At 56.4% G+C, this 18711-nt stretch carries 16 protein-coding genes; 15 read left to right on the plus strand and 1 reads right to left on the minus strand.

All coding sequences use genetic code 11. The features are described from left to right. The first annotated feature begins 110 nt into the window (after positions 1-110). From dut to PG062_RS13260, 3 genes are all read left to right on the plus strand, one after another. Positions 111-557, plus strand: a complete 447-nt coding sequence (gene dut, locus PG062_RS13250) for a dUTP diphosphatase (protein WP_114000519.1) — start codon at positions 111-113, stop codon at positions 555-557. A 324-nt stretch (positions 558-881) separates the two neighbouring features. Then, entirely contained in the window at positions 882-1442 is a 561-nt protein-coding gene (locus tag PG062_RS13255; protein WP_270752606.1) for a Maf family protein, read from the plus strand. A gap of 132 nt (positions 1443-1574) precedes the next feature. Continuing rightward, complete coding sequence (locus PG062_RS13260) at positions 1575-2612, plus strand: rod shape-determining protein (RefSeq protein WP_114000527.1); 1038 nt, start codon at positions 1575-1577, stop codon at positions 2610-2612. Between the two features lie 150 nt (positions 2613-2762). Here PG062_RS13260 and dnaK read toward each other — a convergent pair whose 3' ends face one another. Beyond that, positions 2763-4550, minus strand: coding sequence for a molecular chaperone DnaK (gene dnaK / locus PG062_RS13265; protein ID WP_270752607.1), 1788 nt, complete (start codon positions 4548-4550; stop codon positions 2763-2765). Positions 4551-4926: 376 nt separating this feature from the next. Here dnaK and PG062_RS13270 point away from each other — a divergent pair, with 376 nt between their 5' ends. The 12 genes from PG062_RS13270 (at position 4927) to PG062_RS13325 (ending at position 18692) form a co-directional block, all read left to right on the plus strand. Further along, the gene (locus PG062_RS13270) at positions 4927-5634 is read left to right on the plus strand and encodes a GntR family transcriptional regulator (protein WP_270752608.1); all 708 of its coding nucleotides are present in this window, start codon (positions 4927-4929) and stop codon (positions 5632-5634) included. Beyond that, on the plus strand, positions 5631-6218 hold the full coding sequence (gene hisB / locus PG062_RS13275) for an imidazoleglycerol-phosphate dehydratase HisB (protein ID WP_270752609.1): 588 nt from the start codon (positions 5631-5633) through the stop codon (positions 6216-6218). Before PG062_RS13270 ends, hisB begins: the two co-directional genes overlap by 4 nt. A gap of 82 nt (positions 6219-6300) precedes the next feature. After that, positions 6301-7557, plus strand: a complete 1257-nt coding sequence (glyA, locus tag PG062_RS13280) for a serine hydroxymethyltransferase (protein ID WP_270752610.1) — start codon at positions 6301-6303, stop codon at positions 7555-7557. A 574-nt stretch (positions 7558-8131) separates the two neighbouring features. Beyond that, positions 8132-8791, plus strand: coding sequence for a fructose-6-phosphate aldolase (gene fsa / locus PG062_RS13285; RefSeq protein WP_114000525.1), 660 nt, complete (start codon positions 8132-8134; stop codon positions 8789-8791). Positions 8792-9115: 324 nt separating this feature from the next. Further along, positions 9116-10654, plus strand: coding sequence for a nitrite/sulfite reductase (locus tag PG062_RS13290; protein ID WP_270752611.1), 1539 nt, complete (start codon positions 9116-9118; stop codon positions 10652-10654). Positions 10655-11222: 568 nt separating this feature from the next. Further along, entirely contained in the window at positions 11223-12332 is a 1110-nt protein-coding gene (locus tag PG062_RS13295; protein WP_270752612.1) for a D-alanine--D-alanine ligase family protein, read from the plus strand. Continuing rightward, positions 12332-13144 (plus strand): glutamate racemase, encoded by an 813-nt coding sequence (gene murI, locus PG062_RS13300; protein ID WP_270752613.1) that lies wholly within the window; start codon positions 12332-12334, stop codon positions 13142-13144. Before PG062_RS13295 ends, murI begins: the two co-directional genes overlap by 1 nt. Before the next feature lie 14 nt (positions 13145-13158). Beyond that, positions 13159-13623 carry a YwiB family protein gene (locus PG062_RS13305; RefSeq protein ID WP_114000957.1) on the plus strand — a complete coding sequence of 155 codons (465 nt, stop codon included), beginning with the start codon at positions 13159-13161 and terminating at the stop codon, positions 13621-13623. Between the two features lie 170 nt (positions 13624-13793). Next, the gene (argS, locus tag PG062_RS13310; RefSeq protein WP_270752614.1) at positions 13794-15554 is read left to right on the plus strand and encodes an arginine--tRNA ligase; all 1761 of its coding nucleotides are present in this window, start codon (positions 13794-13796) and stop codon (positions 15552-15554) included. Positions 15555-16012: 458 nt separating this feature from the next. Further along, positions 16013-16216, plus strand: coding sequence for a hypothetical protein (locus PG062_RS13315; RefSeq protein WP_270752615.1), 204 nt, complete (start codon positions 16013-16015; stop codon positions 16214-16216). A gap of 1472 nt (positions 16217-17688) precedes the next feature. Continuing rightward, positions 17689-18138, plus strand: a complete 450-nt coding sequence (locus PG062_RS13320; protein WP_270752616.1) for a hypothetical protein — start codon at positions 17689-17691, stop codon at positions 18136-18138. Beyond that, positions 18135-18692, plus strand: coding sequence for a Gp15 family bacteriophage protein (locus tag PG062_RS13325; RefSeq protein WP_114000961.1), 558 nt, complete (start codon positions 18135-18137; stop codon positions 18690-18692). The genes PG062_RS13320 and PG062_RS13325 overlap by 4 nt, the downstream gene beginning before the upstream one ends. Positions 18693-18711: the final 19 nt, after the last annotated feature.

Genomic DNA, 18711 nt, shown 5'->3' on the forward strand with positions numbered 1-18711 from the left:
ATCATGCGCCCCTACGGGGGGCATCGTAATTTCTAATTGCTCATTGCTAATTCCTAATTCCTAATTGAGATAACTCCTAACTCCTAACTCCTAACTCACCCCAACGTACTATGGAACAAAAAATCGTCAAATATTCCGTTCTTTCCCCGCTGGCTAAGGTGCCGGCATATGCAACGGCGGGGGCGGCGGCGGCTGATTTGTGCGCCGCGCTGGAAGAGCCGTTGACCATTGCCCCCATGCAGCGGGTGCTGGTGCCTACCGGCCTTGCCATTGAGCTGCCGGATGCCGGGTGCGTGGCATTGGTGTATGCCCGCAGCGGACTTTCCATCAAGCACGGGCTGTGCATGGCCAACGGCGTTGGCGTTGTGGACAGCGATTACCGCGGCGAGCTGAAAGTGCCCATGATCAACCTTGGCACCGAGCCTTACACCATCGCCCCCGGTGAGCGCGTGGCCCAGCTGTGCATTGCCCCCGTGTGGCAGGCCGCCTTTGTGCCCGCCGCCACCCTGAACGAAACCGAACGCGGTGAAGGCGGGTTTGGATCGACGGGAAAATAGTTGAGAGTTAGGCGGGAGGAGTTAGGAGTTAAGAGTTTTTGGGGCCGCAGATAACCTGTAAAGTCTGGCTGTGTGCAAAAAAAGATACCTGTAGGGAACAGTCTTGACCGTTCCGCAGGTTTAGGATGATTGGCCTTTTGTCAGATAAATCCTTTGGTTTCGGAACGGTCAAGACCGTTCCCTACAATTTATTTTATTCTTTGTTGCAAACCTTCAAAAGCACATTTAACTCCTAACTCCTACTTCCTACCTCCTAACTTCCTCTTTTCCCTTTGTTTCGCCGCGGTGGTGCGGTAGAATCTGTTACGAAAGGAACATCCCATTATGTCCTTGATTTTAGCCTCCGGCAGCCCGCGGCGGCGGGAGCTGATGGCGCTGATCACGCTCAATTACACCGTTGCCCCCAGTGATGTGGACGAGAGCCGCATTACCGCCGCAACGCCTGCCCAGCTGGCCCAGGCCCTGGCAGAAGCCAAAGCCCTGGCCGTGGCGCAGCAGCACCCTGATGATACCGTGATCGGCTGTGATACCGTGGTGGACTGTGACGGCGCTGTGTTCGGCAAGCCTTCCGGCGAGGAAGACGCCGTGCGGATGCTGCACGCTCTCTCTGGCCGGGAGCACAAAGTACATACCGGGCTATGCGTGGTACATGGCGGCAAGGCGTACCTTGCCACCGAAACCACCCGCGTACAGTTTGCGCCCATTGAGGAAAGTGACCTGCTTGCCTATGCGCGCACCCCGGAACCGTATGACAAAGCCGGGGCTTACGCCATCCAGGGCCATGCTGCGCTGTGGTGCAGCGGCATTGTGGGATGTTATTACAATATTATGGGTCTGCCCGTACACCGCCTGGCACAGGTACTGCGCCAGGCCGGAGCGCTGTAACGGCAGTGCCGCAGCGGCCTAGCTGCTGCGGCGTGTCGTGCGCATTCTTTGTGCGGCCCACCCGCACAAACACATGATGGGGAGATAAAAATGGCAAATCCGATTTTGCAGCTGCTTGAAGCTCTGCGCAATATGTTTACCTGTGATATTGGCATTGACCTTGGCACCGCCAACACGCTGGTGTATATGAAAGGCCGCGGCATTATCATCCGCGAGCCCAGCGTTGTGGCGGTGGATGCCCGCACCGACGAACTTCGTGTGCGCTGCGTAGGCCACGAGGCCAAAGCCATCATCGGCGCAGCGCCCAACTCCATTTTGGCGGTACGCCCGCTGAAAGACGGCGTGATTGCCGACTTTGACATCACCGCCGCCATGCTGCAAAGTTTTATCCGCCAGGCATGCGGCAGCCGCCTGTTCGTGCGGCCGCGCGTGGTCATCTGCGTGCCGTCCGGCGTGACCGAAGTGGAACGCCGCGCCGTGCGCCAGGCCGCCGCCAAAGCCGGTGCCCGCCAGGTAACGGTGATCGAAGAGCCGATGGCCGCCGCCATTGGTGCCGGGCTGCCGACCGCTGAACCGGTGGGCAGCATGATTGTGGATATCGGCGGCGGCACGGCGGAAGTGGCGGTTATCAGCCTTTCTGGCATTGTGGCATCCCGCAGCGTGCGCTGTGCGGGCGATGCGCTGGACCAGAGCATTACCAGCTTTATCAAGCGCAAATACAACCTGCTGGTGGGCGAACGCACTGCTGAGCAGATTAAACTGGAAATCGGCTCCGCCTGCCCGCCAGACCCCACCGACACCGAGCATGGCGAAACCACAATGGAGATCAAGGGCCGTAACCTGGTGGATGGCCTGCCGAAAGATATCCTGATCCGCTCCGAAGAAGTGCGCGAGGCAATGAACGAAAACCTGATGCGCATTGTGGAAGCCATCAAGGACACGCTGGAATGCACTCCGCCGGAGCTTTCCAGCGATATCATTGACCGCGGCATCATGCTTTCGGGCGGCGGTGCCCTGCTGCGCGGGCTGGATACTCTGATCCAGAACGAAACCGGCATTGAGGTACACATTGCCGAAGCCCCGCTGGACTGCGTTGCCCTCGGCGCCGGCGCCGTCCTCGACCACCCCGATCTGGCAGGAACCAGACGGGAGGAGCTGAGCTACCTGTAAAGGTAGGAGTTAGGAGTTAAGTGGCGGTTTGAAAGTTTGCCGCAACCCCATAAAATAATTGTAGGGAACGGTCTTGACCGTTCCCTACATTTTTGTTTTAATATTCAGACAGAATTTTTGGGTACCTGCAGCCCCAAAAACTCCTACTTTCTAACTCCTAACTTTCCCTCGTCGCTCCCACCGTGCTACCAGGTCCTTGGTCTGAGCTTGCAGGGCTTCGCGGGCGGCGTTCAGGGCCTGGGTGTCCTGGGGGGTCATTTTTTCGGGCTTTTTGTGGCGGGTCAGGCGTTCCAGGTTCTTTTCTGCTTCTTTAATGCGGTTTTTGGTGTCCTTATCCAGCTCCTTGCCCTCTTTACTGCCAAGGGCGGAATTGACGCGGTAGATGGCGGCTTCCGCGGCATTCAGGGCCTCGATGGCGGCTTTGCGCTCCTGATCCTGCCCGGCAAAGGCAGCGGCATCGTCCATGGCGCGGCGGATCTCCTGCTCGCTCAGGTTGGAAGACCCGGTGATGGTAATACTCTGCTGTTTGCCGGTGCCAAGGTCACGAGCGCTCACCGTCACAATGCCGTTGGCGTCAATATCAAAGGTCACTTCGATCTGCGGCACACCGGCCCAGGCGCGTTTGATGCCCTTGAGGGTAAAGTTGCCGATAAGCTTATTATCCTTGGCGAACTCCCGCTCACCCTGCAGCACCTTGATTTCAACTGTGCTCTGGAACGGCGCGGCGGTGGTAAAGATTTTGGAATACCGGGTGGGAATGGTGGAGTTGCGGTCGATCAGATGGGTTGCCACACCGCCCACCGTCTCAATCGAAAGGGTCAGCGGGGTAACGTCCATCAGCAGCAGGTCCTGCCCGCCAGCAGCCAGGCCTTCGCCGCCAAGGCGTCCGCCCTGCACCGCAGCGCCAAGGGCCACACACTCGTCCGGGTTCAGCGTTTTGGACGGTTCCAGATCGATCATCCGCATGACCTTGGCCTGCACCGCCGGGATGCGGGTGGAACCACCTACCAGCAGCACCTGATCCAGGTCGTTGGCGGCCAGGTGGGCATCCCGCAGGGCGTTGCGCACCGGCAGGGCCGTGCGCTCCACCAAGTCGGAGGTCAGCTCATCAAACTTGGCGCGGGTCAGTTCCGCCTGCAAATGCAGCGGGCCGTTGGGGCCAACGGTGATGAACGGCAGGTTGATTTCAGTATGGGTGGCAGCGGAAAGCTCTTTTTTGGCTTTCTCGGCTTCCTCCCGCACGCGCTGCATGGCAACGGGATCACGGGTCAGGTCCACCTGGTTTTCAGCGGCAAAGTTCCGCACCAGCCAGTCAGCCACACGAGCATCAAAGTCATCGCCGCCCAGATGGTTATCACCGCAGGTGGCCAACACCTGCACAATGCCATCCCCGATCTGGATCAGCGAAACATCGAACGTGCCGCCGCCCAGGTCGTACACCATCACTTTCTGGGTCTTGCCGTTATCCAGGCCATAGGCCAGGGCGGCTGCAGTAGGTTCGTTGATAATGCGCTTTACATTCAGGCCCGCAATGCGCCCGGCATCTTTGGTAGCCTGGCGCTGGGCATCGTTAAAATAAGCCGGCACGGTGATAACGGCTTCTGTCACCGGTTCACCAAGATAAGCTTCTGCATCCGCTTTCAGCTTTTGCAGGATCATGGCGCTGATTTCCTGCGGGGAGAAGCACTTGCCGTCAATGGGAATGCGCTCATCACTGCCCATTTTGCGCTTAACGCTGGCAATGGTACGCGGTGCGTTGGTGACAGCCTGGCGTTTGGCCGGATCGCCCACAAGGCGTTCGCCGCTTTTTGCAAAAGCAACGACCGACGGGGTGGTGCGCTGGCCTTCGGCATTTGGGATAACGGTTGGGCGTCCGCCTTCCACCACAGCCACGCAGCTGTTGGTTGTTCCTAAATCAATTCCGATGATTTTACCCATGTTGCTTTTGGTCCTTTCACACAAGCCGGCAACAAATACAGGGGTTCGCCAGCTTTTGTCACACAGGGAGCACCGCTAAGGCGCAAAACTCCGCCTTAGAGTGTAGCTGAAAGCAAAGAAAATGACAATTATTCCGCAAACACAAGCGGGATTTAAGGCAAAATCCAGCTGTGGTTGTAGAAACAGGCTGAATTTTCGACTTTTCAGGTACACCTTATGGTTTGTTAACATTATTGTAGCGCGCAAAGTGCCGGAATGTGTTGCAAAATCGTAAACTCTTATCAGACAATCATCCAAATGTTGGGGTGTATCGTTGACGGACGGGGGCAACGGTGCTATATTCTTTAGTATACTAAAGAGAAGGAGGTTCCCGGACATGCAGGCATTTTCCAGCCATGACATTTTCCAAACGCTGTACCAGCAGATCATGTTGCTGGAATTAAAGCCCGGCTCCACCCTGCGGGAAAACGCATTGTGCGAGCAGTTCGGGGTTTCCCGCACGCCGGTGCGCAGCGTTTTGCAGGAGCTGCGCATTGCCGGGCTGATTGAAGTCACCCCCTACAAATCCACGCGGGTCACCCAGCTGGATTTTGACACCATCAGCCAGCAGATTTACCTGCGCAACGCGGTGGAGTCCGCCGTGATGACAGACTTTGCCGCTGCCTGCACCCCCGAACAGCTGGCCCAGCTGAAAACCCGCAACGATGCTTTGCGCCGCCTGGCGGCCCACCCCCACCCGGACCCGCGGATGTTTTATGAGCTGGACAGCCGCCTGCACGAAAGCTGGTTTCTTGCCACCGGCAAAGACCAGCTGTGGCAGCTGATCCAGACTTCGCAGAACAGCTATTCGCGGTTCCGCATGCTGGATCTTGTGGCCGTTGGCAATTTTGGCGATATTGTGGCAGAACATGATGTTCTGCTGGATGCCATTGCCCGCAATGATACCGCCGCCATCCGGGCGCAGTGTTCCCGCCATTTGTACGGCGGCGTAATGCGGCTGGGGGAAGAACTTTCGACCAAATATGCGGATTATTTCGTTTCCGGCACCCACTGGCCGGACCATGCAAAGGAGATGCAACCGTGAGCCGCACTGCTACCGTGACCCGCAAAACACGGGAAACCAACATTACCGTCACCCTGGACCTGGACGGCAGCGGAAAAGCCGACCTGCACACCGGCATCGGCTTTTTTGACCACATGCTGGACGGCTTTGCCCGCCACGGCCTGTTTGATTTGACATTACACTGTGATGGCGACCTAAACGTGGACTGTCACCACACAATTGAAGACTGCGGCATCGCGCTTGGCATGGCCATCCGTGAGGCCCTTGGCGACAAAGCCGGCATTGTGCGTTACGGCAGCTGCATGCTGCCCATGGACGAAACGCTGGCCCTGTGCGCTGTGGACCTTGGCGGACGGCCGTATTTTGTTTATGATGCCAGCTTTGCCGGGCAGAGCTGCGGCGGCATGGATGTGCAGATGGCACGGGAATTCTTTTACGCTGTCAGCTACAGCGCCATGATGAACCTGCACCTGAAGGTGCTGTACGGCGAAAACGACCACCACAAGCTGGAAGCCATGTACAAAGCATTCGCCAAAGCCCTTTCCGCCGCCGCCCGCCATGACGACCGCATTGTGGGCGTGCTTTCCACGAAAGGAAGCATCTAACTACCTCCTAACTTAATTTCGTTTTCCTGGGGCGGGGCCCCGTTTTCAGTATATAAGGGTAACACTGAAAGGAGTAAGTATTATGTACAAGGACATGATGGACACCATTGGTTTTGTTTCGGGGTATGACCCGGAGCTGGGTGCGGCCATGCAGCGTGAGCTGGGCCGCCAGCAGGCAAACATTGAGCTGATTGCCAGCGAAAACATTGTTTCCCCTGCCGTTATGGCTGCCATGGGCAGCGTGCTGACCAACAAATATGCCGAGGGCTACCCCGGCCACCGCTATTACGGCGGCTGCCAGTTTGTGGATCAGGTTGAGCAGATTGCGATTGACCGTGCCTGCAAGCTGTTTGGTGCCAAATATGCCAATGTGCAGCCCCATTCCGGCGCACAGGCCAACCTGGCCGTTTACTTTGCCCTGCTCAACCTGGGCGATACCGTCATGGGCATGGATCTTTCCCAGGGCGGCCATCTGACCCATGGTTCCCCCGCCAACATGAGCGGCAAGAACTACAACTTTGTTTCCTACGGCGTTTCTGCCGAGGACGGCCGCATTGATTACGATGCCCTGGCCAAGCAGGTTGCCAAGGTTCGCCCCAAGCTGCTGGTTGCCGGTGCTTCCGCTTACCCGCGCGCTATCGATTTTGAAAAGCTGGCCGAGATCGCCCACGGTTACGGCGCAATGCTGATGGTGGACATGGCTCACATTGCCGGCCTGGTTGCCGGCGGCATGCACCAGAACCCGGTGCCCTATGCTGATGTTGTGACCACCACCACCCACAAGACCCTGCGCGGTCCTCGCGGCGGCCTGATCCTGACCAACAACGCTTACCTGATCAAGCGCATCAACTCCGCCATCTTCCCCGGCACCCAGGGCGGCCCGCTGGAGCACGTGATTGCTGCAAAGGCTGTCTGCTTTGGCGAGGCACTGAAGCCGGAGTTCAAGGATTATGCCCGCAAGATTGTGGAGAACGCCGCTGCTATGGCCGACGAGCTAACCGCCCGCGGCGTGAAGCTGGTTTCCGGCGGCACCGACAACCACCTGCTGCTGGTTGATCTGACCGATTCCGAGATGACCGGCAAGGAGCTGGAGCACAACCTGGACGAAGTACACATTACTGCCAACAAGAACACCGTTCCCGGTGAAAAGCGCAGCCCGTTTGTGACCAGCGGTGTCCGCCTTGGCACCCCTGCTGTGACCACCCGCGGCATGGGCCCCGCCGAGATGAAAGAGATTGCCGACTGCATCGCAGACTGCATCTTTGACTTTGAGGGCAAGAAAGACGACATCGCTGCCCGCGTTGCCAGCCTGACCGCTCGCTTCCCTCTGTACGAATAATTCCCGCTTTTCCCGCCTTTTTGAAAAAGAGCGGGGCGAAAAGCTTTAAGGCAACACCGCACAATTCCCGCCTGACGGCTTAAGCACCGCTCCGGCGGCTGCGGCACGGCATCTGCGTTGCCAAAATGCTCGATAATGTCGGGTTGCGGTACCCGCATCGTGCTTCGGGGGCAAAAGCCCCTCGCACTCTGCGACCGCTGCCCCTGCTTCGGTTCGCTGTTTCCGCCACTGGCGGCGCTCACCTTTGCAGCATCCAGTATTATCTGCGCTTTTGGCTTAGCATCTGCCGCACCTCGCTCGCTGTATCGGCACTTAGAATTATGCGGTATTGCCTTAATGGGCATCGCACAAATTGATAAAGACACCCCGCAGTGAATCTCTTGCTGCGGGGTGTTTTTTATAGCAGTCTGGCAGGGCTGGGAGCCGAAACCAGCGCGGCATTTCTCATTTTTTTCGCGGGCCTTCTCATTCCTTGCGGACTTTTGCGCAGGCCTTAAAAAATGTTTCCATTTTATAGAATATTGTGATATAATGCAAAGGACAAATAAAATGCCACATAAAAGGAGGCAAAATCATGAAATTTTTTATTGATACTGCGAATGTAGATGAGATCCGTAAAGCCAATGACATGGGCATTATTGCCGGTGTTACCACCAACCCCAGTCTGATTGCCAAGGAAGGCCGCGATTATGCCGAGACCCTGGCAGAGATCGCCACCATCGTGGACGGCCCCATTTCCGGCGAAGTAAAGGCCACCACCGTGGACGCTGAAACCATGGTTGCTGAGGGCGAAGCCATCTATGCCCTGGACCCCAAGCACATGGTCGTCAAGATCCCCATGACCGCTGAGGGCCTGAAGGCCATCAAGGCACTGTCCGCCAAGGGCATTCCCACCAACTGCACGCTGGTGTTCTCCGCCAACCAGGCGCTGTTGGCTGCCCGCGCAGGCGCTACTTACGTCAGCCCGTTCCTGGGCCGTCTGGACGACATTGGCCAGCCCGGCATTGAACTGATTGAAACCATTCATGACATGTTCCTGAACTACCCCGACATTGACACCCAGATCATTGCCGCTTCCGTCCGCAACCCCATCCATGTAACGGACTGCGCTCTGGCTGGTGCTGATATCGCCACCGTTCCTTACAAGGTCATTGAACAGATGCTGCATCACCCGCTGACCGATGCCGGCATTGAAAAGTTCAAGGCTGACTACATCAAGGTATTTGGCGAATAATTTCTGTCGCTCTACCCGGTACCGGCTGTCTGCCGGGCCGGGCTTTGTTTTTGCTTAGTTTCTTGCAGATTGCTTTTTTATCCACTATACTTAGTGATGTAATTAAAAGAGAATAAAGAATAATGAATAATGGTTGTGTGACACCCACGGCGTCACATTTTAGTTAGGTCAACTGCTCCGGCAAAAAGCACTCCGACCAAAGCAGTCAACCTAGTCAACCTATTTTATTCGCGCCGCCGCGGGCGGCGCACTGACATTATTCTTTATTCATTATTATTTATTATTTTATGAAAAAATAACTAGGATGTAATGGGGGTTCCAACCATGGACCAGCAATGGCTCAACACTTACCGCGAAGAAATCGGCGGCTTTTCCAACACGATCCACTCCTTTGCCCAGGGCGAAATTGCCCGCAAGGACTACAAGGGCATTTCCGGCGGGTTTGGCAGTTATGCCCAGCGCGATGCCGCCAAGCACATGCTGCGGCTGCGCCTGCCGGGCGGCCGGGTCACGCCGGAGCGCCTGCACTTTATGGCACAGGCTGTTCAGCAGTACCATGTGCCATTCCTGAAGCTGACCACCTGCGAAGCGATCCAGATGCACGATTTGACCCCGGACGAGGTGCCTGCCATCATGGAGGCCGCCATCCCCTGCGGCATTATCACCCGCGGCGGCGGCGGTGATAACCCCCGCAACATTCAGGCCAGCCCCCTGACCGGCGTGCAGCCCGGCGAAGCTTTTGACGTTATGCCCTGGGCCGAGGCCGCAACGGAGTATCTGCTTTCCATCTGCCGTGACATCCACATGCCACGCAAGCTGAAGGTTGCGTTCTGCAACGGCGTGGATGACTGTGTGCACACCGCGTTCCGCGATATGGGCTTTGTGGCGCAGCCGGACGGCACCTTTAAGCTGTACATTGCCGGCGGCCTGGGCGGCGGCTGGCGCATGGGCATTCTGGCGGCAGAATCTCTGCCCGCAGAGGATGTGCTGTACTATATCCGCGGCATGATCACCACCTTCTGCCAGCACGGCAATTACCAGAACCGTGCCAAGGCCCGCACCCGCTTTATGCAGGAGACCCTTGGCCCGGACGAGCTGCGCCGCGTCTTTTTGGAGAACGTTGCCGCTGCCAAGGCGGACGAAAGCCTGAAACTGCACCTGACTCCCGCCGCCATTACCAAAACCGGCACCGGCACGCTGGATGACCTGCGCGCCATTGCCCAAAAACAGCCGGGGCTGTACGCTGTGGCGTACCACCCCATCGGCGGCCGCCTGATCCCGGAAAAGCTGGTACAGCTGGACAACCTGCTCAGCACCATCCCCGGCTGCGAATGCCGCGTTGCCCCCAATGAAACGCTGTACATCATCAACCTGACGGCAGACGAAGCTGCCGCTGTGCTGGATGCCACCGCAGATGGTGCCAAAACGCTGTTTGAGACCAGCGTTGCCTGCATCGGCGCTTCCATCTGCCAGCAGGGCGTGCGGGACAGCCAGTCCGTTTTGCAGCGCGCTGTGCAGGCCGTGCGGGAGGCTAACATTCCGGACGGTGCCCTGCCCAAAGTCTGCATTTCCGGCTGCACGTCCAGCTGCTCCGGCCACCAGGCCGCAGCCATCGGCTTCCAGGGCACGGTTAAAGCGGTGCCGGGCGGCAAGCCTGCCCCGGCGTTTGCCATCTTCCTGGGCGGGTCCGATGCTTTGGGCCATGCCCACTTTGGCGATACCATCGGCACCGTATATGAAGAGCAGCTCCCCGCCCTGCTGGTAGAGCTGGGCCAGGCTGCTGCAGCCGCAGGCCAGAACTGGCAGACCTGGAGCGCAGCTGACCCTGATGCGGTGAACTCCATTATTGCCAAGTACGTATAACCGCCGCTCCCGAAGCCTTTTGTTCTCCACAAGTTCCTTAAGGCAATACCGCACAATTCCCGCCTGACGGCTTAAGCACCGCTCCGGCGGCTGCGGCACGGCATCTTCGTTGCCAAAATGCTCGATAATGTCGGGTTGCGGTACCCGCATCGTGCTTCGGGGGCAAAAGCCCCTCGCACTCTGCGACCGCTGCCCCTGCTTCGGTTCGCTGTTTCCGCCACTGGCGGCGCTCACCTTTGCAGCATCCAGTATTATCTGCGCTTTTGTCTTAGCAGCTGCCGCACCTCGCTCGCCGTATCGGCACTTAGAATTATGCGGTGTTGCCTTAAAAATTGTGGAAAATCCGGCTTAAAGTATCGTATCTTATCCCCCGCGGCCCCGGTTTTGCACCGGCGGGCTGCGGGGATTTTGTTTTGCGCAAAAAATCCCGGAAATAGCGGACAACCACTGGCATAAACCGCATAAATATGATATAGTATTAAAGTGTAGTGTTATGCCATACAGCCAGGTTCCGGCGGCAAACTGCCCCGGAACCGGCCGAAAACAAAAAGGGAGCATACCTGACAATATGAAACAACAAGCAAACAAGATCCGCGTGGCCCTGCTGTTTGGCAGCTGTTCAAGCGAGCATGAGGTCAGCTGTGTTTCGGCTGCGGCATGGGCGGATGCCCTTGCCACCATGCCGGACCGATATGAAGTGATTCTGGTGGGCATTACCAAACAGGGCCGCTGGCTGAAATACAGCGGCTCTACCGAGGGCATGCGCAGCGGCAGCTGGGAGCAGGATGCTTCCTGCGTGCCCTGCGTGCTCAGCCCGGACCGCAGCGACCATGGCCTGCTGGTGCACAGCGCCAACGGCTATGAACTGCTGCCGGTGGATGTGGTCGCCCCCATCCTGCACGGCAAAAACGGCGAGGACGGCACGATTCAGGGCCTGCTGGAGCTGGCTGCCATCCCCTATGTGGGCTGCGGCGTTCTGGCATCCGCTGCCTGCATGGACAAAGCCGTTGCCAATACCATCATGGACGCCTATCATGTGCCCCACTGCCACTGGTGCAGCGCCGTCCGAGCCGAAGCGGAAACCCAGCGCAGCACCCTGTTGACCCGCGTGGAAAACCGCCTGCCCTACCCGATCTTTGTCAAACCGGCCAATGCGGGTTCCAGCGTGGGCATCACCAAGGCCCACAACCGTGAAGAGCTGAACACCGCCATTGACACCGCCCTGCGGGAAGATGACAAAGTGGTGTTTGAAGAGTTTATTGATGGGCAGGAAGTGGAATGTGCCGCCATTGGCAACCCGGATAACCCGCAGGAAGTGCGCACCACCCGCCCCGGCGAGATTTTGGCCGGCGCAGAGTTTTATACCTATGACGACAAGTATAAAAACGGTATATCCAAGACGGTGATTCCCGCCCACCTGCCGGACCAGAAGCTGGACGAAGTCAAAACGCTGGCCGCCCGCGCTTACCTGGCTTTGGGCTGCGCTGGTCTTGCCCGGTGCGATTTCTTTGTAGAGCACGGCACAGGACGCGTGCTTTGCAATGAGCTGAACACCCTGCCGGGCTTTACCCCCATCAGCATGTACCCCAAGCTGATGGAAAACGAGGGCTACAGCTTTGCCGCCCTGGTTGATAAGCTAATCGGCCTTGCACTGAGCAAAAAGCGAGGTGCTTACTGATGGATACTCGTCCCATCGGCGTATTTGACAGCGGCCTTGGCGGGCTGACCGCCGTGCGCCAGCTGCGCCGCCTGTTGCCGGGCGAAGATATTGTGTATTTTGGCGATACCGGCCGCGTGCCTTACGGTTCCCGTGGGCACGATGTGATCGTGCGGTACGCCCAGCAGGATATCCGGTTCCTGCTTTCCCAGAATGTCAAGTTCATTATGGCGGCCTGCGGCACAGTATCTTCCACCTATCCTTCGGCGGAAGCTGCCCAGCTGCCGGTACCCTACACCGGCGTGATCGGTGCGGCAGCCCGCGCAGCTGCTGCCGCCACCAAAAACAAACGCATCGGCGTGATCGGCACAGCGGCCACCATCCGCAGCGGTTCTTATGCCACCCAGCTGAAAGATCTGGTGCCGGGGGTTCAGATTTTTGCCCGCGCCTGCCCTCTGTTTGTACCGCTGGTTGAAAACGGTTATGTGAACGGCGACAAAGTGACCCAGCTGATGATTGAGGAATACCTGACCCCCGTGCGGGATTCCGGCATCGACACCCTGATCCTTGGCTGCACCCACTACCCGCTGCTGAAAAAAATGATCGGCGATTTTGTGGGCGACAGCGTAACGCTGATTGACCCCGGCAAGCTGACCGCCATTGCCGCCGCCACCGCGCTGGATGACCTTGGGATTTCCAGCGGGCGCAGCACCGGCGGCACCACCCGCTTTTTTGTCAGCGATACCCCGGACGGCTTTGCCAAGCAGGAGCGGCTGTTCATGGGCAGCGAAGCGGGCGGCCCGGTGGAACAGATCGCCATTGAAACGTATTAAGGAATTAAACTATTATGGCAAAACCTGTTGAAGAAAATTACCTCATCACCATCAAAGGCACCATGGAGCAGAACGGCGAAAACGATACCGTGGAGCTGATGACCCGCGGCAACTTTGTGCAGCGCGGCAACAGCTACTACATCGTGTATGCTGAAACCGAAGCCACCGGTTACGCCGGATGTACCACCACGGTGCGCGTCAGCCAGGATGCCCGGCTGGTCAGCATGACCCGCTTTGGCAAAACATCCAGCCAGCTGATTATTGAAAAAGGCATCCGCCACCTGTGCCATTACGAAACCGGGTACGGTTCCATCAGCCTTGGCGTGGCCGCTGATGTGATTGAGCACAACCTGCTGCCGGATGGCGGCGAGCTGCAGTTCAGCTACACGCTGGATTCCGGCGCCGAAACCTTAATCAGCCGCAATTCCGTGCTTATCACAGTAGAGCCGCTGAAAAAGCAGGAAACTGAAGTTGAATAAATTTTTAGTTAGGAGTTAGGAAGTAGGAGTTAGGAGTTTTTGGTGTGCGCTGACGCGCACAAATTTTAACGATCAGCTGTGCGGCTGTTTTTCAAAATTGCGGCGCAGGCCGCACCTTAAACTCCTAACTCCTAACTCCTCCCTCCTAACTTCCAAACTGGAGGTACAACGTGAATTACAAATACTATAACCCCCGCAAGGCTGCGCTGGATACGGCGCGTGAGCTGCTGACCGGCGCGCTGAATGCTGCTGTGGCGGACGGTTCCCTTCCGGAAGCCCCGCTGCCGGAATTTATTGTTGAGATTCCCGCCGATGTCAAAAACGGCGATATTGCATCCAACGCCGCCATGGCCGGTGCCCGTGCGTTCCACAAGGCTCCGCGCCAGATTGCACAGGCCATTGTGGACCACCTGAACCTGGAGGGCAGCCTGTTCGACCGTGTAGAGATCGCAGGCCCCGGCTTCATCAACCTGTTCCTGGGTGCCCACTGGTTTACCAGCGTGCTGCAGGCTGCTGCCACTGAGCCGGAATACGGCCGCACGGACGGCGGTGCAGGCAAGCGCTACAACGTTGAATTTGTTTCCGCCAACCCCACCGGCCCCATGCACATGGGCAACGCCCGCGGCGGTGCTCTGGGCGACTGCCTGGCTGCCTGCCTGGACTGGGCCGGTTATGATGTGACCCGCGAGTTCTACATCAACGATGCAGGCAACCAGATCCAGAAGTTCGGCAAGAGCCTGGCCATCCGCTACCTGCAGCTGTACAAAGGCGAAGAAGCCGTTCCCCTGCCGGAAGAATGCTACCAGGGCGCTGACATTATCGCTCGCGCCAAAGAGTTTGCCGAAATTCACGGCGATTCCTATCTCGATAAGGACTTTGAAGAGCTGAAAGATGCCCTGATTGCCGATGCCCTGCCCAAGAACATTGCCGGGCTGCAGCGCGACCTGGGCAAGTACCGCATCACCTATGATGTCTGGTTCCACGAAAGCGACCTGCACAAGAGCGGCGCTGTGGATGATGTCATCAAAATCTTGATGGACAAGGGTGCCTGCTACAAGGCCGAGGACGGTGCCATCATGTACCGCAGCGCCCAGTACGCTTCCAAGTACGGCGTTGTAAACCGCAAGAAGGACGAAAACGCCGACGGCGAAGAGGAAGCCAAAGACGAAGTTCTGGTACGCGCCAACGGCATTCCCACCTATTTTGCCGCCGACATCGCCTACCATTACAACAAGCTGGCCGTGCGCGGTTTTGACCGTGCCATCGACATTTGGGGTGCCGACCATCACGGCCATGTAGCCCGCATGAAGGGTGCCATGGACGCCGTTGGCCTGGACGGCACCAAGTTGGATGTTGTGCTGATGCAGATGGTCAACCTGATGCGCGACGGCAAACCGGTGCGTATGAGCAAGCGTACCGGCAAGGCCATCACCCTGACCGACCTGCTGGACGAAGTGCCCATTGATTCCGCACGTTTCTTCTTCAACCAGCGCGAAAGCTCCTCCACTCTGGATTTCGACCTTGACCTGGCTGTGCGCAACGACAGCGAAAACCCGGTCTACTATGTCCAGTACGCCCACGCCCGCATCTGCTCCGTGCTGAAAAAGCTGGAAGCCGCCGGTGTGACCTTTGAGGGTGCCGATGCCCTGGATGCCAGCCTGCTGACTGACCCCAGCGAGCAGGCTCTGCTGCGTCTGCTTTCCGCTTTCCCGGCTGAGATTGCTGCCGCAGCAGAAAAGTATGACCCGGCCCGCATTACCCGTTATGTTATCGACATTGCCACGGCGTTCCACCGCTTCTACAATGCCTGCCGCATTCTGGAAGCTGACCCTGCCGTTCGCCAGTGCCGCATGGCCCTGTGCCTGGCCGTGCGCAGCGTGATCCGCAACGTGCTGACCATGTTCAAGGTTACGGTGCCGGAGAGCATGTGAATTCGTTAGGAGTTAGGAGTTGAATTAGAAATTAGGAATGAACAATTAGGAATTGGGGCTGCCTAATTACCAAATGCTTATTGTGATGATTTCTGGGGCTGACTTCTTTTAGCTTCTTTTCTCTATTACTTTAACGATTCTTCAATACAAACTAAAAAGCGTGGGCCTGCCAACCGACAGGCCCACGCTTTTGCACACCCAACATATTTATTATACCACATTCGTCAAGGCAATATCTATCCATAACATGCACGAATAATTCATATTTTGTTTGGGATATCTGCGAATAGACAAATTCCTTAGGGTATTGTATAGTATAGTCACAGAAAGAAAACAGCCGGAGATAAGGAGCTAAAAGCTCCAAGCAAAAGCCACTTTCAATAGCATCGGAACAAGGCACGGCGGTTTTCCCGACAGCTTCAAGCAGATTTCGCAAAGGCTTCCAGTAAGAGGTCTAAATGGGAACACTTGAAGAACTCCGGGAAAGCAGGGACCGGGAGGCTACCGAAAGACTTGAAAGTAAGATGGCAAAGCCGGCAGGATTCGTAAGGAAGGAGGCTCAAGTCCAATGGCTAATTTCAAAGATCCCATTCATCACCGGCGGGCCTGGGCCTGCTGAAAGCAAACGAACCTCATTAACAGCCGCAGGTCATTACCTGTAAAAGATATAAAAGTTAAGATGCAAGGTTCGTAGCTTGCTTAAAATGCAGTGCTCAGGAAATCCCGTCAGAAAAAGTTCCCCGCGTTTACATAGATTAGATGAAGAACTGACGACAGGATTCTAAATAGAAAATCACAGGTTCAAAACCTGGTACGCAAAAGCGTAAATAGAAACCCAGAATCACCGGTGATTGTTATGAAAGATCTAACTCCGCCGAACAAATAATGCTTCACCTGATCTGGCTGGTGCAAGCGCACCGCCCCCAAAAGGAGAAACTCCGATGTACTAGAGCAAAGAGGAATCAACCTCTGGCATCAAATTCAGGTACCCTGCACAAAATAATTGAAGTTCACTTCCCCGTTCCACAGATGCACCAAGAATCGTTTTCCTTGCAAAATGTTTCCAGGCAGCAAATAACGAACCAAAGGGAATCAGAAATTTCAAGCAAACGCAAAATCATCGAACAACAGCGAATGAAACCCGTTTCCGATTTGCAAAACAAAGAAAACCAGGTTTAAAAACATTCGATCAAAGTTAAAAGATGAGGTCGCCATGAAAATGTGCAAACGGTCCGAAAAATAATACAATCGGGTATGAGGCTATGACTCCAATCAAGTAAGTTCGCTCCAGCGCCATAAGGGTAGAAGGCGCTGGAGCTTTTTTGTTGTGTTGTGCCGGATGTTTCCGGTCTGCTTATCTCCTCTCGTTTACTTTTGTCTGCATCATTTTTGTTTTGCTACCGCGCTCTAACGCAGCAAATCACTCTAAACACGGCTCTCCCTCCGCCCACAACATTGCACTGTGCGGCGGAGAGTTTTTATGTTTGCGGGCTTTTGTGGAGTATTACGGTACCGGTATTCCATCGCAATTTCGGTTTTCTGAATTTTATTGTTGACATTTCTGTAATATTGCGTTATGATAGCCACAAGGTCCAGAATTTTACAGAATACTGGAATGATAGGTTTTTCGCTATCTTTTTATTGTTCTGTATAATGCCCAAATCGGCGGCTGCCGGGCTGCGTTTTACGTTTAGGATTTCTTTTCCCAATATCGTTCACCTGCCTTAAAGTGTATTTGAAAACAAGAAAAAGATGGATATTTCGCAAACACAAGCAGGATTTAAGGCAAAGAGTCACAGGAATCCTTTGTGGATTCCAAGGCTTTTTAAGGCAAAATCCCACTATGTTTGTAGAAATAGACTAAGGCAACACCGCACAATTCCCGCCTGACGGCTTAAGCACCGCTTCGGCGGCTGCGGCACTTAGAATTATGCGGTATTGCCCTAAATTTTTGACTTTTCAGATACACCCTAGGATTCCGGTATTTCCGCTGTAAGTTTTGTTTGGCGTTCCCTTGGCAGAGGGTACATCAAAATTCTCTTGTTCACCTTTTTTCTTCGTGAAGTGTGCAGCAGCGCTTCACCATTTTTTAGCTATCATGATTACAGATTTCTGTTACATTAAAGGAGGCTTTATGGAACAACTTACGATTGATACCGGCCTGCGCGAATACGCGGTCAATGGCGGGCTGGAGCACGGCGGCGGAGTGCTGCGCTTTAACCCCAGCGACCCCAATGTTTACAGCCGTTTTTGCACCCTGCAAAATCAGCTGCAAGAGCTGGAACAGCAGGTGCAGGCGCAAAGCCCCACTGGGACCGATGCCATACAGCTGCTGGCCCAGGCGGATCAGCGCGCCAAGGGGCTGCTGGCGGAAGTATTTGGCCCCGGCAATGATTTTGACGCCATGCTGGGCGGCACCAATCTGCTGGCGGTTGCCGGCAACGGCGAGCGGGTCATCACCAATCTGTTTGCGGCATTGCAGCCCATTCTGGAAGCCGGTGCCCGCCAGTGCGCGGATGCCAAAGCCACGCTGGCCGTGCAGCAGGCCCAGGCAGCGCGCGCCGCGCGCGGGGTGCAGGTATGAGCAGCTGGCGGCTGCCCACCCGGCTGGAGGTTGGCGGAAAAGCATATCCAATTCATTCGGATTACCGCGATATTCTGGATATTCTGCATCGGTTGAACGATGCCAGCGAGCCGGAATTCATCCGCTGGCGGGTGGCCCTGGCCCTATTTTATGAGGGCGATCTGCCGCGCAGCGACTATCCGGAGGCCATGCAGAAGCTGGCAGATTTTTTGAACTGCGGGCAAACGCTGCCCCGCTCCCCTGCCCCGCCGCTGTTGGACTGGGAACAGGACGCCCCGCTGATTGCCGCCGACATCAACAAAGCCGCCGGGTGCGAAGTGCGCGCCCTGCCTTATCTGCACTGGTGGACCTTTATGGCCTGGTTCAACAGCATTGGGGACGGCCAGCTGGCTACCCTGCTGCGGGTGCGCAGCAAGCTGCGCCACGGCCAAAAATTGCAGCCGTGGGAACAGGACTACTACCGCAAAAACAAAGCCATGGTTGACCTGCGCCCCCGCCTGAATCCGGCAGAGATAGCGGAACGCCAGCGGCTGCAGCGCCTGTTGGCCAATTAAGTCCTCATAAGGAGGTAGA

The sequence above is a fragment of the Gemmiger qucibialis genome, assembly GCF_027689445.1.
GTDB classification, from domain to species: Bacteria; Bacillota; Clostridia; order Oscillospirales; family Ruminococcaceae; genus Gemmiger; species Gemmiger qucibialis.